A 13,030-nucleotide genomic window follows, 5' to 3' on the forward strand; every position below is an offset into this window, starting at 1 on the left:
GCCTCCGGCGGGGGCCGGGGGGGGGGGGGGGGGGGCGGGGGGGGGGGGGGGGCGGGCCCCCCCCCCCCCCCGCGGGCCGGGGGGGGGGGGGGGGGGGGGGGGGGCCCCCCCCCCCCCGAAACCCGGCCCCGCCGGGCACCGGGCTCTGCCCGGACCCGCTCCTCAAACGCCGGAGGGGCTGGGTGCCTCCCGGAGGGATTGGGGTGCCGGGCGGCGGGGTCGGCGTGCGCGCCGTACGGGCCGGGGTGCCCCCGGAGGGCTGGGGTGCCGGGCGGCGGGGTTGAGGGGCGGGCCGACACCCGCAGGGGCGGATCGTGGCGCGGGCCGTGGGGTCCGGTGGCCGGACTAGGCTGCTCGTGGCCGCGGGGTGTCCCCGCCCGGCCTCATGCCGTCCCCTCCGCGCCACCTCTGGACCCCGATGCCCCTCCCCGCCGAATCCGGCCGCCCGACCCGCCGTCCGCTGGGCCGGGGCCCCGGTGCGTCGGGAGAGGTCCCGGAAGGCCCTGGAGGGGCCTCTGAGGGCCCGGAGCCGGTTCAAGGGGCGGCGGAGCCGGAGCGCGCCCCTGAGGCCCCTGAGGCCCCTGAGGGGCGCGAGGCGGGCCCGCGGGCGGCAGACGGCGTCCCGGCCCCCGACGGAGAGGCCTCCGCGGAGCACGAGGCCGCGGCGGACCGGCCCGCGTCGTCGCGTGACGGCGGGGTGCCGGCAGCGCACGTGGGCGCGCCGGAGGAGCGGGGCGGGGCCCGGGGGGCGGACGGGTCCGTGGCGTCGCGTGACGGTGGCGCCGCCGCGGGGCGCGGTGCCGGGGCCGGGCGGACCGCGGCGGCTCCGGGTGGTGAGGGCGGGGGGCCCGCCGCAGGCGACGGGCGGTTCACGCTGCGGCTCGACAACTTCGAGGGCCCGTTCGACCTGCTGCTGCAGCTGATCTCCCGGCACAAGCTCGACGTCACCGAGGTCGCGCTGTCCCAGGTCACCGACGAGTTCATGGCCCACATCCGGGCCATGGGGCCCGACTGGGACCTCGACCAGACCACCGAGTTCCTCGTCGTCGCCGCCACCCTCCTCGACCTCAAGGCGGCCCGGCTGCTGCCCGTCGCCGAAGTGGAGGACGAGGCCGACCTCGCCCTGCTGGAGGCACGGGACCTGCTCTTCGCGCGGCTGCTCCAGTACCGGGCCTACAAGAAGATCGCCGAGATCTTCGAGGGCCGCGCCGAGGCCGAGGGCCGGCGGTACCCGAGGACCGTCGGCCTGGAGGCGCACCACGCCGACCTGCTCCCCGAGGTCGTCATCGGCATCGGCGCGGACGGGTTCGCCCGGCTCGCCGTCAAGGCCATGCAGCCCAAGGCCAAGCCGCAGGTCTACGTGGACCACATCCACGCCCCGCTCGTCAGCGTGCGCGAGCAGGCCGGGTTCGTGGTGCGGATGCTGAAGGCGCGGGGCGAGGCCACCTTCCAGGAGCTCACCGAGGACACCGACGACACCCTCACCGTCGTCGCCCGCTTCCTGGCCCTCCTGGAGCTCTACCGGGAGAAGGCGGTGGTCCTCGACCAGGAGGAGGCCCTGAACACCCTCACCGTGCGCTGGAGCGGCGGGGACGGCGACGGCGTGCCGGCCGTGACCGACGAGTTCGACCGGATCATCGTGGAGGCGAAGGATTGAGCAGCGATACGAGTGCCGTGGCGGGGCTGGAGCTGAAGCCGGCCCTGGAAGCCGTCCTCATGGTCGTGGACGAGCCCGCGACCGAGGCGCACCTCGCCAAGGTGCTGGAGCGCACCCCGCGCGAGGTGGCGGACGCGCTGCGCGAGCTCGCCGACGAGTACACGGTGCAGCGGCGCGGCTTCGAGCTGAGGCTCGTGGCCGGCGGCTGGCGCTTCTACACCCGCGCCGAGTACGCACCGGCCGTCGAGGGCTTCGTACTGGACGGCCAGCAGGCCCGGCTCACGCAGGCCGCGCTGGAGACCCTGGCGGTCGTCGCGTACCGCCAGCCGGTGAGCCGCTCACGGGTCTCTGCGGTCCGCGGAGTCAACTGCGACGGCGTCATGCGGACCCTCCTCCAGCGCGGTCTGGTGGAGGAGGCGGGCACGGAACCCGAAACAGGTGCGATCCTGTACAGGACGACGAACTACTTTCTGGAGCGGATGGGCCTGCGCGGCCTGGACGAGCTCCCGGAGCTCGCGCCCTTCCTCCCCGAGGCGGACGCGATCGAAGCCGAGACGCAAGAAGGTGTGCCGTCGTTCGATCCGGACGCACCGGACACCGATGAAGACGACAAGACGACGGACATTTGATGCGAAGCAGCGGCAACGGCAACGGTGGCGGCAACAGGAACAGCGGCGGCGGCGCCGGAGGCGGGCGCGGTAACTCCCGCGGCGGCTCCTCCAGCGGCGGCGGTGGCTTCCGCGGGAGCGGCTCCGGCGGTGGCAGCCGGGGCGGCAGCTCCGGCGGATCCCGTGGCGGTTCCTCCGGCGGCGGCTACCGCGGCGGCAGCTCCGGCGGTTCCTCCGGCGGTGGCTACCGCGGGGGCGGCTCGGGCGGCTACCAGGGTGGTGGCGGCTACCAGGGCGGCGGCTCCGACTCGCGAGACCGCGATCAGCCGGCCCCCCGCATCCGCAACCCGCGCCCCGAGGAGCGCCGCTACGACGTGGGTCCCGAGGGCGAGCGCAGCGGCCGCAGCGGCCCCAAGGCCGGCGGCGGCGGCGCCCGTGGCGCGGCGGCGCGCGGCGGCGCCAAGGGCGGTCCCAAGACCTCCAAGACCCCCGGCATCGGCGGCGCCGGCGGCCCGCGCCGTGGTCCGGGCAGCCGCAGCGGCCAGTCCCGCCCCCGCGAGCTGGACGCGCGGATCGAGGAGCGCGTGCGCGACCGGTACGCCGACAAGCCCGTGATCAAGACCCCGAAGACCTTCCCGGGCGCCGAGCAGGAAGGCGAGCGCCTGCAGAAGGTGCTCGCCCGCGCCGGCATGGGTTCGCGCCGCGCCTGCGAGGAGCTCATCGAGCAGGCCCGCGTCGAGGTCAACGGCGAGATCGTGCTGGAGCAGGGCAAGCGCGTCCAGCCGAAGGACGAGATCAAGGTGGACGGCCTGACGGTCGCCACCCAGTCGTACCTGTTCTTCGCGCTGAACAAGCCGGCCGGCGTCGTCTCCACCATGGAGGACCCGGACGGCCGCCAGTGCCTGGGCGACTACGTCACCAACCGTGAGACGCGTCTCTTCCACGTCGGCCGGCTCGACACCGAGACCGAGGGCATCATCCTGCTCACCAACCACGGCGAGCTGGCCCACCGCCTCACGCACCCGAAGTACGGCGTGCAGAAGACGTACGTCGCCGCGATCACCGGCAGCCTGCCGCGCGACATCGGCAAGCGGCTCAAGGACGGCATCGAGCTGGAGGACGGGTACGCCCGTGCCGACAACTTCCGCGTCGTCGACCAGGTCGGCAAGAACTACCTGGTCGAGGTGACCCTCCACGAGGGCCGCAAGCACATCGTGCGCCGCATGCTGTCCGAGGCGGGCTTCCCCGTCGACAAGCTCGTCCGGACCGCGTTCGGGCCGATCGAGCTGGGCGACCAGAAGTCCGGCTGGCTGCGCCGCCTGACCAACACCGAGGTCGGCATGCTGATGCGCGAGGTCGGCCTGTAGTACCGCAAAACCCCCGAAAAGCCCGCAGCGCCCTTCGGCGCTGCGGGCTTTTCCCTTGTCCGGACCCTTCCTCCCTGTTTATAGTCAACCTGACTATTAAAGGGAACGAGGGATCGTCATGAGCTGGACCGAGGTACTCGGATTCGCCACTGGTGCCCTGTGCGTCTGGCTCGTCGCCCGCCAGCACGTCGCCAACTGGCCCATCGGCATCGCCAACAACGTCTTCTTCATCGTCCTGTTCGTCCAGGCCGGCCTCTACGCCGACGCCGGACTGCAGATCGTCTTCATCGCCCTCGCCGCGTACGGCTGGTGGTCCTGGACCCACGGGGGTGGACCAGGAACCGCCGAGGCCCTGCCGGTGCGCCGCACAACGCGCACCGAGTGGATCCGGCTGGCCGCGGCGGGGGCGGTGGGGGTCCTCGCCCTCACCGTGCTGCTGGGCCGCGCCACCGACTCCACCGTGCCCTTCTGGGACGCCCTGACGACCGGGCTCTCGCTCGCGGCCACCTACGGCCAGTGCCGCAAGCTCGTCGAGTCCTGGTGGCTGTGGATCGCCGCCGACCTCGTCTACATCCCGCTGTACGCGTACAAGGGGCTCTACCTGACCGCCGCCCTGTACGCAGGCTTCCTCGCGCTCTGCGTGGCCGGGCTGGCCGGCTGGCGCCGCGACCTCCCCGAGCGCGGGACCCGTACGGCGCTGGGGGCGACGGCATGAGGCGCTACGCCCACGGGCTGGTGCTCGGCAAGTTCTACCCGCCGCACGCCGGCCACCACCACCTGGTGCGCACCGCCCAGGACCGCTGCGACCGGCTCACCGTGCTCGTGTGCGCGGCCTCCGTGGAGTCGGTCCCGCTCGCCGACCGGGTCGCCTGGATGCGCGAGGAGCACCCCGGCGCGGACGTCGTCGGCGCGGTCGACGACATCCCGGTCGACCTCACGGACCCCGCGGTCTGGGAGGCGCACATGGCGATCTTCCGGGAAGCGGTCGGCCGGCCCGTCGACGCCGTCTTCACCTCGGAGCAGTACGGGACCGAGCTCGCACGGCGGTTCGGCGCCGAGGAGGTCTGCGTCGACCCGGCCCGCAGCCTGTTCCCCGTCTCCGGGACGGCCGTACGGGCCGATCCCGCGGGCTGCTGGGACTTCCTGGGGCCGGCCGTACGGGCCTCCCTGGCCCGGCGGGTCGTCGTACTGGGCGCCGAGTCCACCGGCACGACGACGCTGTCCCGGGCGCTCGCGGCGCACTACCGGGCCCGTGGCGGGGTGTGGGCCGCGACGGGCTGGGTCGCCGAGTACGGGCGCCGCTACAGCGAGGAGAAACTGGCGGCGGCCCGCGCCGCCGACCCGGCGGCCACCTGGGAGGACATCACCTTCGCCTCGCAGGAGTTCCCGGTCATCGCCCGGCGGCAGGACGCGGAGGAGGAGCAGGCGGCCCGGCTGGGCTCGCCGGTGCTGTTCTGCGACACCGACTCCTTCGCCACCGGCATCTGGCACGAGCGCTACGTCGGCGGACGCAACGAGGAGGTCGAGAAGACCGCCGCCCTCACCCGGCGCGACCTGTACCTGCTGACGGACGACGCGGACGTGCCCTTCGAGGACGACGGACTGCGCGACGGCCCGCACCTGCGGCCCTGGATGACCGGACGGTTCCGGGAGGAACTGGAGCGCACCGGCAGACGCCACCTCGTCATGCGGGGCAGCCGCGAGGAACGGCTGGCCGCCGCGGTGGCGGCCGTCGACGAGCTGCTCGCCGAGGGCTGGCACTTCGCCGACCCCCTGCCGGAGAACCGATGAGTGGCGCGCCCCCCGCGGGCTACGACCCGTACGCCTTCTCGCCGTTCGCGGTGACCGTCGACCTCGCGGTGTTCACCGTACGGGCCGGGCTCCTGCACGTGCTGCTCATCCGGCGCGGCCAGGAGCCCTACGAGGGGGCCTGGGCGCTGCCCGGCGGCTTCGTCCTGCCCCGGGAGTCCGCCGAGACCGCCGCCCGCCGCGAACTGGCCGAGGAGACCGGCCTCGCGGAGCCCCTGGTGGCGGCCCTGCACCTGGAACAGCTGCGCACCTACAGCGAACCGGACCGCGACCCCCGGATGCGGGTGGTCTCGGTGGCCTTCACGGCGCTGGTCCCGGACCTGCCGGAGCCGGCGCCGGAGGGGGGCGGCGACGCAGCGCACGCCCGCTGGGTGCCCGTGGGGGAGGCCCGGGAACTGGCCTTCGACCACGCGGTCATCCTGGGCGACGCCCGCGAGCGGATCCGCTCGAAGCTGGAGTACACCTGCCTGGCCACCGCCTTCTGCCCGCCCGAATTCACCCTCGGGGAGCTCCAGGCCGTCTACGAGACCGTCTGGGACACCACCCTCGACCGCCCCAACTTCCGCCGCAAGGTCCTCGCCACGCCCGGGTTCGTCGAAGCCGTACCGGGCGCCGCCCGGCTGACCGGCGGGCGCGGCAAACCGGCCGCCCTCTACCGGGCCGGCCCCGCGACGGCCCTCCACCCGCCACTGCTCCGACCCGAAGGACCCACGCGATGACGAAGCGAGCCGCGACCGGCGCCCTGCTCGGGCTGGCCCTGGGCGACGCCCTCGGCTTCCCCACCGAGTTCAACGACGTGCCGTCGATCCTGGCCAAGACCGGCCCCTGGCGGGAGATGAAGCTGCCCCGCCCGGCGATCGTCACGGACGACACCCAGATGACCCTCGCCCTGGCGCGAGGCATACGGACCGCCGCCGAGCGGGGCCGGGTGGGCCCGCTGCGCCTCGCCCGCCCGGTCCGCGAGGAGTTCGTCGACTGGTACCACTCGCCGGAGAACAACCGCGCCCCCGGCAACACCTGCCTGCGGGCCTGCTCGCTGCTGAACCACCCCGAGCGGGACTGGCGGGACGCCAGCCAGATCGGCTCCAAGGGCTGCGGCGCGAACATGCGGGTGGCCCCCGTGGGGCTGGTCCCCGGCTGGACCGAGGAGGAACGGGCGGGCGCCGCCCAGCTCCAGTCGGCCCTCACCCACGGCCACCCCACGGCGCTCGCCGCCTCCGACCTGACGGCCCGCGCGGTCCACCTCCTGGCGCAGGGCACCGAGGTGACGGGGCTGGTCGGGCTGCTGCGCTCGTACGCCCTGGAGAACCGCACCCGCTACCACGAGCGCTGGCTGGGCGACCTGTGGATGCGCACCGCCTCCGACGCCTCGCCCGAGTCCTTCATCGCGCGCGGCTGGGACGAGTGCCTGGCCGTCCTCGACCGGCTGGCGGCCGCCCTGCGCAGCCCCTCCCCGGAAACCGACCCCTGCCTCACCACCGGCGACGGCTGGATCGCGGAGGAGGCCCTCGCGACCGCCCTCCAGTGCTTCCTGCTCTTCCCCGACGAACCCCTCCTGGCCCTGCGCCGCGGGGCCTGCACCAAGGGCGACTCGGACTCCATCGCCTGCCTCGCCGGCGCCTTCGCGGGAGCCCACCTCGGCGCGGACGTCTGGCCCCGCGACTGGGAGGGCCGCATCGAGTACCGGGACGAGCTCCTGGCCTTCGGAGCCCTCTGGGATGCTTGATCCATGCTGGATGCCCTGAGTCTCGACCTCGCCCCCGTCGTGGCGGAGCAGCCCGACCCGCTGCTCTTCGCCACGGTCTCGGGCGCCCACCTGTACGGATTCCCCTCCCGGGACTCCGACGTCGACCTGCGCGGTGCGCACCTGCTCCCGGCCGGAGCCCTCCTCGGGCTCCGCGACCCCGAGGAGACCCGCACCCGTATGTGGGACCGGGACGACGTGGAGATGGACCTGGTCACGCACGACCTGCGCAAGTTCGTCCGCCTGATGCTGAACCGCAACGGCTACGTCCTGGAGCAGCTGCTGTCCCCGCTCGTCGTCCACACGACGCCGACGCACGAGGAGCTGATCGCGCTGGCCCCGGGCGTCCTGACCTCCCACCACGCCCACCACTACCGGGGCTTCGCCAACACCCAGTGGCGGCTCTTCGACAAGGCCCGCGAACTCAAGCCGGTGCTCTATGCGTTCCGGGCCCTGCTCACCGGCATCCACCTGATGCGGTCGGGCGAGGTGCAGGCGCACCTGCCGACCCTGCTCGGCGAGGTGGCCGAGGCGCCGCCGTACCTGGGGGCCCTGATCGAGGCCAAGGTGGCCGCCGAGCACGGGGGCTACGAAGGGCCGGACCCCGCCGGGGTGCGCAGCGACTTCGAGGCGCTGCACGCGGTGCTGGACGCGGCGCAGGCCGCGTCGGCGCTGCCGGAGCACGCGTCCGCGTACGACGCGCTCGACGAGCTGGTCGTACGGCGCCGCACGCAGCTCGGCTGACGCGGCGAGGTGCCGTGCCGGGCGCCGCGACCTGGTGAACCTTTCCGGTCACCGCACTAGGAGGCCGCGGCGCGGCGCGTGCGCACCAGGAAGTCCTCGACGCGGGCCAGATCCGGCTCCGCGGGCAGGGGCGTGGTCGAGAGGGCCGACTCCGTCTCCTCCTGGAGCCGCGCCATCCAGGCGTCGACCTCCTCCCAGGAGGCCTCGCCGCGGCGGACGGCGAGCAGGCGCTCGCGGTACGGACCCGCGTCGACGGTCAGACGGCCCGTGCGCAGCAGGTCGCGGCAGGACAGCAGCAGCCGCAGCAGGTGCATGGCGTGCTTCCAGCGCGGGGCCCCGTGGACGCGGACGTCCGCGAGGAGCTTGCCGCGCTGGGAAGCCGCGTACCGGCTGAAGCTGGTGTGGGCCCGGCGGGAGAGGAACGCACCGCGCAGGGAGAGGAGTTCCTCACCGACCGGCGTGGCCTCCTCCACGAGCGGGGAGTGCAGGCACTCCAGGATGTTCGGGTTGGCGCGCAGGGCGAGCTCGCAGAAGCGCTCCAGCTCCCAGGAGAACTCCTCGTCCCGAGGGCCCTCCACGTGCGTGGGGGGTTTCTCGAACCGCCAGAACAGCGGCGTCGGGGCGAGGTAGACACCGCGCCGGTCGGTGTCGCTCGCCTCCGTCGCCAGCCCGAACGCCCGGGACCCCATCACGCACCGGTAGACCGTGTGGTCCCGTACCAGTGTCAGATCGTCCATCCCGGGAGGTTAGGCGCCGAGGCCCCCGCTACGCGAGCGAGATGTTCCCGTCCGGAGCCACGGTGATCTTCTTCTCGGGCAGCGGCTTGGTGGCCGGGCCGTGGGCCACGGCGCCGTCCGCGACCTGGAACTTGCTGCCGTGGCAGGGGCAGTCGATGGTGCCGTTCTCCACCTTGTTGACCAGGCAGCCCTGGTGCGTGCAGACCGCGCTGAAGCAGCGGAACGACCCGGCGGTGGGCTGGGTGACGACCAGCTTCTCCTCCTTGAGGACCGTGCCGCCGCCCACCGGTACGTCCGCCGCCTTGGCGATGGCCTTGCCGCCCGCCGCGGGCGCGGAGGCGGAACCGCCCGAGGACGGGGTGGCCGCGCTGCCCGATTCGCTCTTGGGCTGTTCCTTCTCGCTGCTGCCGCACGCGGCGAGGGTGCCGCCCGCGAGGGCTGCCGCTCCCACCGCCAGGACAGTGCGGCGGGCGGTGGTCGTGGGGTCGCTCATGGGTGTCTCCTCAGCTCAGCTGTGTGGCCGGTCGGGCGAGCAGCATCCTGGCCTGTACCGGCCCTCAGGTGAAGTCCGCCGCGCCGTCGGCGCGGGCGGTGGGCTCCCATGGGGCCAGTGAGGCAGGGCTGCCGGGTGTGCGTACCACCTCGAACACGCGCCCCACTGCTTCCCGGTTCAACGGGCCGAAAACATGCGGGTAGCGGTCGCCCGCGTCACCCTCCCGGCGGACCTCCGCAGTCAGCGCGGCCTCGTCGAGTTCCACCGCGAGCAGGGTCCCCGGCAGCTCCCGGTAGTGCGCCTCGACGATCGCGAGGGCGGTCGCCCGGTCCGCCGAACAGTGCACGAAACCCTCGGAGTCGAGCGAGGGCGGGGCGTACGGAAGGTCGGGCGCGGCGGTCCAGTCGGCGAGCGGGACGATGTGGAAGATCATGCCGATCGTTCTACCCCAGCGGCCGGGGAGCCGTGCGCCAGGTGGCGGTATCAACCGCTATCAGCGAGATTGTCCGTGTCTCGAAGCCGGGTTGACGACGCTGTCCGCGCGGCCCGGTCCCTCTTCGAAAGGCATCACGATGGCGGGTAACGACCTCGGCTCCCTTCTCGGCGGCCTCCTCGGCGGCTCCGGCGGCGGTCAGGGCGGTGGCAACATCCTCGGCTCCCTGCTCGGCGCGCTCATGGGCGGCGGCGGCGCGGGCGGTGGCGGCGCCCAGGCCGGCGGGAACGGCAACCCGCTCGGCGGGCTCCTGGACATGCTGACCAGGTCCGGCCTCGGGGACCAGGCCCAGTCCTGGATCGGCACGGGGGACAACCAGCCCGTCAGCGGCGCACAGGTCAGGGAGGCGCTGCCGGCCGACACCCTGCAGCAGGTCGCCCGGGAAGCGGGCGTCAGTCCGGAGCAGGCCGCGGACCAGATCGCGCAGACCCTGCCGCAGGCCGTCGACAGGCTGACCCCGAGCGGTCGGATGCCGTCCGGTTCACTGGAGGACATCATCAAGGCACAGGCCCTCTGACCCGCCGTACGACAGGTTTCGCACGAGGGCCCGGCGGCCCCGTCCCACGGGATGGGCGGCCGGGCCCTCGCGCTGCCCACTCTGGCTACTCTGGCCACGCAGAGTCCTTGATCCCTTACGCAACCCTGGAGCGCCCCCGTGAGAACCGCCGTCGTCATCGGAACCGGACTGATCGGCACCTCCGCAGCACTCGCCCTGTCGGGCCGGGGCATCACCGTCCACCTCGTCGACCACGACCCGGCCCAGGCCCGTACCGCGGCCGCCCTCGGCGCCGGCACCGACGAGCCCTTCGAGGGCCAGGTCGACCTCGCGATCGTCGCCGTACCGCCGGCCCACGTGGCGGCGACCCTGGCGGACGTGATCGGGCGCGGCGTGGCGCGTGCGTACGTGGACGTGGCCAGCGTCAAGGGCGGGCCGCGGCAGGAGCTCACGGAGCTCGGCGTGGACCTGACCTCCTACATCGGCACCCACCCGATGGCCGGCAAGGAGCGGTCGGGGCCGCTCGCGGGCTCCGCGGACCTCTTCGAGGGCCGCCCCTGGGTGCTGACCCCGACCCGGGACACGGAGCACGAGGTGCTGAACCTCGCCCTGGAACTGGTCGCCCTGTGCCGGGCCGTCCCCATCGTGATGGACGCGGAGGCCCACGACCGGGCGGTGGCGCTGGTCTCCCACACCCCGCAGCTGGTGTCCAGCATGGTCGCGGCCCGGCTGGAAGGCGCCGACGAGACGGCCGTCCGGCTGTGCGGGCAGGGGATAAGGGACGTGACGCGGATCGCGGCCTCCGACCCCCGGATGTGGGTGGAGATCCTGTCGGCGAACCCGGGGCCGGTGGCGGACGTCCTGGCCGGGATCGCGGCCGACCTGCAGGAGACCGTCGAGGCGCTGCGGGGCCTGCAGTCGGCCGACGAGGAGAAGCGGCGCAGCGGCGCCGCCGGGATCGAGGACGTCCTGCGGCGCGGGAACGCGGGACGGGTGCGGGTGCCGGGCAAGCACGGCGCGGCGCCGACGGTCTACGAGACGGTGGCCGTGCTCATCTCCGACCAGCCGGGCGAGCTGGCGCGGATCTTCGCCGATGCGGGGCGGGCGGGCGTCAACATCGAGGACGTGCGGATCGAGCACGCGACCGGGCAGCAGGCGGGTCTGGTCCAGCTGATGGTGGAGCCGCGGGCGGTAGCCGGCCTGACGGCCGAGCTCCGGGAGCGGGGCTGGGCGCTGCGGCAGCAGTAGCCCCGCGGGGCGGCGGCCGGGCGGGGCGGGCACGGCGCCGCTGCCGCGGCGCCGCCCCGGACCCCGGACCCCACGCCTCAAACGCCGGAACTCCAGCCCCTCCGGCGTTTGAGGAGCGGGGTACGGGGCGCTGCCCCGGGGCTTTGAGCCGCCCGGGACCGGGGGCTTCCCGGGGCCGGTAACCTGGAGCAGGGGCGTTTTTGCGCGCCTGCACACCTACGCGCTAACCAGGAAGGTGCCCGCACCGTGGAAACCGCAGCTCCGGCAGCCGTGATCGTCGCCATCGACGGTCCCTCCGGCACGGGCAAGTCCAGCACCTCGAAGGCCGTCGCCGCCAAGCTCGGGCTGCGCTACCTGGACACCGGTGCCCAGTACCGGGCCATCACCTGGTGGATGATCACCAACGGCGTGGACACCGAGGACCCGGAGGCGATCGCCCTCGCCGCCGGCAAGCCCGCCATCGTCTCCGGTACGGACCCGGCCGCGCCCACCATCACCGTGGACGGCCTCGACGCCGCCGGTCCCATCCGTACCCAGGAGGTCACCTCCAAGGTCAGCGCCGTCAGCGCCGTCCCCGAGGTGCGCGCCCTGATCACCGAGCTCCAGCGCTCCATCGCCGCCGAGGCGGCCGAGGAGGCCGACGGGATCGTCGTCGAGGGCCGGGACATCGGCACCACCGTGCTGCCCGACGCCGACCTGAAGATCTTCCTCACCGCTTCCCCGGAGGCCCGCGCGGCCCGCCGCAGCGGTGAGCTGCGCGGCAAGGAGGCCGCCGACCTCGCGGCCACCAAGGCGGCGCTGATCAAGCGCGACGCCGCGGACTCCGGCCGCAAGACCTCCCCCCTGGCCAAGGCCGGCGACGCCGTCGAGGTCGACACCACCGAGCTCACGCTCGACCAGGTCATCGAGTGCGTCGTGACCCTGGTGGAAGAGAAGCGGGCGGGTCGCAAGTGAGCGGTACGCCCTCCCTCAAGGGTGCGGCGGTCGGCAGGCGCATCGGCATCGGGCTCATGTACGGGCTGTGGAAGCCCCGCGTGCTCGGCGCCTGGAAGGTGCCCGCTTCGGGCCCCGTCATCCTCGCCGTGAACCACTCGCACAACATCGACGGCCCCATGGTGATGGGCACCGCGCCGCGACCCCTGCACTTCCTGATCAAGAAGGAAGCGTACGTCGGCCCGCTCGGCCCCTTCCTCGAAGGGATCGGGCAGGTCAAGGTCGACCGCAGCGGTCCCGACCGGACGGCCATAGGCCGCGCCCTGAACGTGCTCGACAACGGCGGCGCCCTGGGGATCTTCCCCGAGGGCACCCGGGGCGAAGGGGACTTCGCCTCGCTGCGCGCCGGGCTCGCCTACTTCGCGGTCCGCAGCGGCGCGCCCATCGTGCCGGTGGCCGTGCTGGGCAGCGGCGACACGCCGGGGCGGCTCGTCAAGGGGCTGCCCGCCCTCAAGAGCCGGGTCGACGTCGTCTTCGGCTCGGCCTTCGACGCCGGGGACGGCAGTGGCCGCCGCACCCGTACCGCGCTGGACCAGGCCACCGTACGCATCCAGGACCGGCTGACCGCCCACCTGGCCGACGCCAAGCGCCTCACCGGGCGCTGAGCGAGACTTGACCTAGTAGTGGAACCGCGCTGCGCG

Annotated in this window: 15 protein-coding genes; 12 read left to right on the plus strand and 3 right to left on the minus strand. The window is 74.0% G+C overall.

Features of this window, described 5'->3' with window-relative positions; all coding sequences use genetic code 11:
* The first annotated feature begins 418 nt into the window (after positions 1-418).
* From ACIGFK_RS29950 to ACIGFK_RS29985, 8 genes are all read left to right on the plus strand, one after another.
* On the plus strand, positions 419-1,657 hold the full coding sequence (locus tag ACIGFK_RS29950; protein WP_386465636.1) for a segregation/condensation protein A: 1,239 nt from the start codon (positions 419-421) through the stop codon (positions 1,655-1,657).
* Positions 1,654-2,286: an SMC-Scp complex subunit ScpB gene (gene scpB, locus ACIGFK_RS29955; RefSeq protein WP_376660635.1), complete on the plus strand. Its 633-nt coding sequence runs from the start codon at positions 1,654-1,656 to the stop codon at positions 2,284-2,286. The genes ACIGFK_RS29950 and scpB overlap by 4 nt, the downstream gene beginning before the upstream one ends.
* Positions 2,286-3,632 (plus strand): pseudouridine synthase, encoded by a 1,347-nt coding sequence (locus ACIGFK_RS29960; protein ID WP_376660636.1) that lies wholly within the window; start codon positions 2,286-2,288, stop codon positions 3,630-3,632. Before scpB ends, ACIGFK_RS29960 begins: the two co-directional genes overlap by 1 nt.
* Before the next feature lie 118 nt (positions 3,633-3,750).
* Positions 3,751-4,347, plus strand: coding sequence for a nicotinamide riboside transporter PnuC (gene pnuC, locus ACIGFK_RS29965; RefSeq protein WP_376660637.1), 597 nt, complete (start codon positions 3,751-3,753; stop codon positions 4,345-4,347).
* On the plus strand, positions 4,344-5,423 hold the full coding sequence (locus ACIGFK_RS29970; protein WP_376660638.1) for an AAA family ATPase: 1,080 nt from the start codon (positions 4,344-4,346) through the stop codon (positions 5,421-5,423). The genes pnuC and ACIGFK_RS29970 overlap by 4 nt, the downstream gene beginning before the upstream one ends.
* Entirely contained in the window at positions 5,420-6,160 is a 741-nt protein-coding gene (locus ACIGFK_RS29975; protein ID WP_376660639.1) for an NUDIX domain-containing protein, read from the plus strand. The genes ACIGFK_RS29970 and ACIGFK_RS29975 overlap by 4 nt, the downstream gene beginning before the upstream one ends.
* Complete coding sequence (locus ACIGFK_RS29980) at positions 6,157-7,167, plus strand: ADP-ribosylglycohydrolase family protein (protein ID WP_376660640.1); 1,011 nt, start codon at positions 6,157-6,159, stop codon at positions 7,165-7,167. Before ACIGFK_RS29975 ends, ACIGFK_RS29980 begins: the two co-directional genes overlap by 4 nt.
* 3 nt (positions 7,168-7,170) lie before the next feature.
* A complete protein-coding gene (locus tag ACIGFK_RS29985; RefSeq protein ID WP_376660641.1) occupies positions 7,171-7,929 on the plus strand; it encodes a DNA polymerase beta superfamily protein in 759 nt (252 codons plus the stop codon).
* Between the two features lie 56 nt (positions 7,930-7,985).
* Here the strand turns inward: ACIGFK_RS29985 and ACIGFK_RS29990 are convergent, their stop codons facing one another.
* From ACIGFK_RS29990 to ACIGFK_RS30000, 3 genes are all read right to left on the minus strand, one after another.
* Positions 7,986-8,666, minus strand: a complete 681-nt coding sequence (locus ACIGFK_RS29990) for a DNA polymerase beta superfamily protein (protein WP_400054327.1) — start codon at positions 8,664-8,666, stop codon at positions 7,986-7,988.
* A gap of 28 nt (positions 8,667-8,694) precedes the next feature.
* A complete protein-coding gene (locus tag ACIGFK_RS29995) occupies positions 8,695-9,159 on the minus strand; it encodes a Rieske (2Fe-2S) protein (protein ID WP_376660643.1) in 465 nt (154 codons plus the stop codon).
* A 64-nt stretch (positions 9,160-9,223) separates the two neighbouring features.
* Entirely contained in the window at positions 9,224-9,592 is a 369-nt protein-coding gene (locus tag ACIGFK_RS30000) for a DUF952 domain-containing protein (RefSeq protein ID WP_376660644.1), read from the minus strand.
* Positions 9,593-9,683: 91 nt separating this feature from the next.
* Between ACIGFK_RS30000 and ACIGFK_RS30005 the strand changes: the two genes are divergently transcribed.
* From ACIGFK_RS30005 to ACIGFK_RS30020, 4 genes are all read left to right on the plus strand, one after another.
* On the plus strand, positions 9,684-10,169 hold the full coding sequence (locus ACIGFK_RS30005; RefSeq protein ID WP_386465650.1) for a YidB family protein: 486 nt from the start codon (positions 9,684-9,686) through the stop codon (positions 10,167-10,169).
* 138 nt (positions 10,170-10,307) lie between these two features.
* Complete coding sequence (locus ACIGFK_RS30010; RefSeq protein ID WP_376660646.1) at positions 10,308-11,396, plus strand: prephenate dehydrogenase; 1,089 nt, start codon at positions 10,308-10,310, stop codon at positions 11,394-11,396.
* Positions 11,397-11,642: 246 nt separating this feature from the next.
* Positions 11,643-12,350: a (d)CMP kinase gene (gene cmk, locus ACIGFK_RS30015; RefSeq protein WP_376660647.1), complete on the plus strand. Its 708-nt coding sequence runs from the start codon at positions 11,643-11,645 to the stop codon at positions 12,348-12,350.
* 56 nt (positions 12,351-12,406) lie between these two features.
* On the plus strand, positions 12,407-12,994 hold the full coding sequence (locus ACIGFK_RS30020) for a lysophospholipid acyltransferase family protein (RefSeq protein WP_386465751.1): 588 nt from the start codon (positions 12,407-12,409) through the stop codon (positions 12,992-12,994).
* Positions 12,995-13,030: the final 36 nt, after the last annotated feature.

Origin of the sequence: Streptomyces sp. NPDC085524 (assembly GCF_044541755.1) — a bacterium.
GTDB lineage: Bacteria > Actinomycetota > Actinomycetes > Streptomycetales > Streptomycetaceae > Streptomyces.

Bases quoted from the DNA above. Each gene is read 5' to 3' on its own strand.
- ACIGFK_RS29950 (WP_386465636.1), top strand. From the start codon at position 419: ATGCCCCTCCCCGCCGAATCCGGCCGCCCGACCCGCCGTCCGCTGGGC.
- ACIGFK_RS29960 (WP_376660636.1), top strand. From the start codon at position 2,286: ATGCGAAGCAGCGGCAACGGCAACGGTGGCGGCAACAGGAACAGCGGC.
- pnuC (WP_376660637.1), top strand. From the start codon at position 3,751: ATGAGCTGGACCGAGGTACTCGGATTCGCCACTGGTGCCCTGTGCGTC.
- ACIGFK_RS29970 (WP_376660638.1), top strand. From the start codon at position 4,344: ATGAGGCGCTACGCCCACGGGCTGGTGCTCGGCAAGTTCTACCCGCCG.
- ACIGFK_RS29975 (WP_376660639.1), top strand. From the start codon at position 5,420: ATGAGTGGCGCGCCCCCCGCGGGCTACGACCCGTACGCCTTCTCGCCG.
- ACIGFK_RS29980 (WP_376660640.1), top strand. From the start codon at position 6,157: ATGACGAAGCGAGCCGCGACCGGCGCCCTGCTCGGGCTGGCCCTGGGC.
- ACIGFK_RS29985 (WP_376660641.1), top strand. From the start codon at position 7,171: ATGCTGGATGCCCTGAGTCTCGACCTCGCCCCCGTCGTGGCGGAGCAG.
- ACIGFK_RS29990 (WP_400054327.1), bottom strand. From the start codon at position 8,666: ATGGACGATCTGACACTGGTACGGGACCACACGGTCTACCGGTGCGTG.
- ACIGFK_RS29995 (WP_376660643.1), bottom strand. From the start codon at position 9,159: ATGAGCGACCCCACGACCACCGCCCGCCGCACTGTCCTGGCGGTGGGA.
- ACIGFK_RS30000 (WP_376660644.1), bottom strand. From the start codon at position 9,592: ATGATCTTCCACATCGTCCCGCTCGCCGACTGGACCGCCGCGCCCGAC.
- ACIGFK_RS30020 (WP_386465751.1), top strand. From the start codon at position 12,407: ATGTACGGGCTGTGGAAGCCCCGCGTGCTCGGCGCCTGGAAGGTGCCC.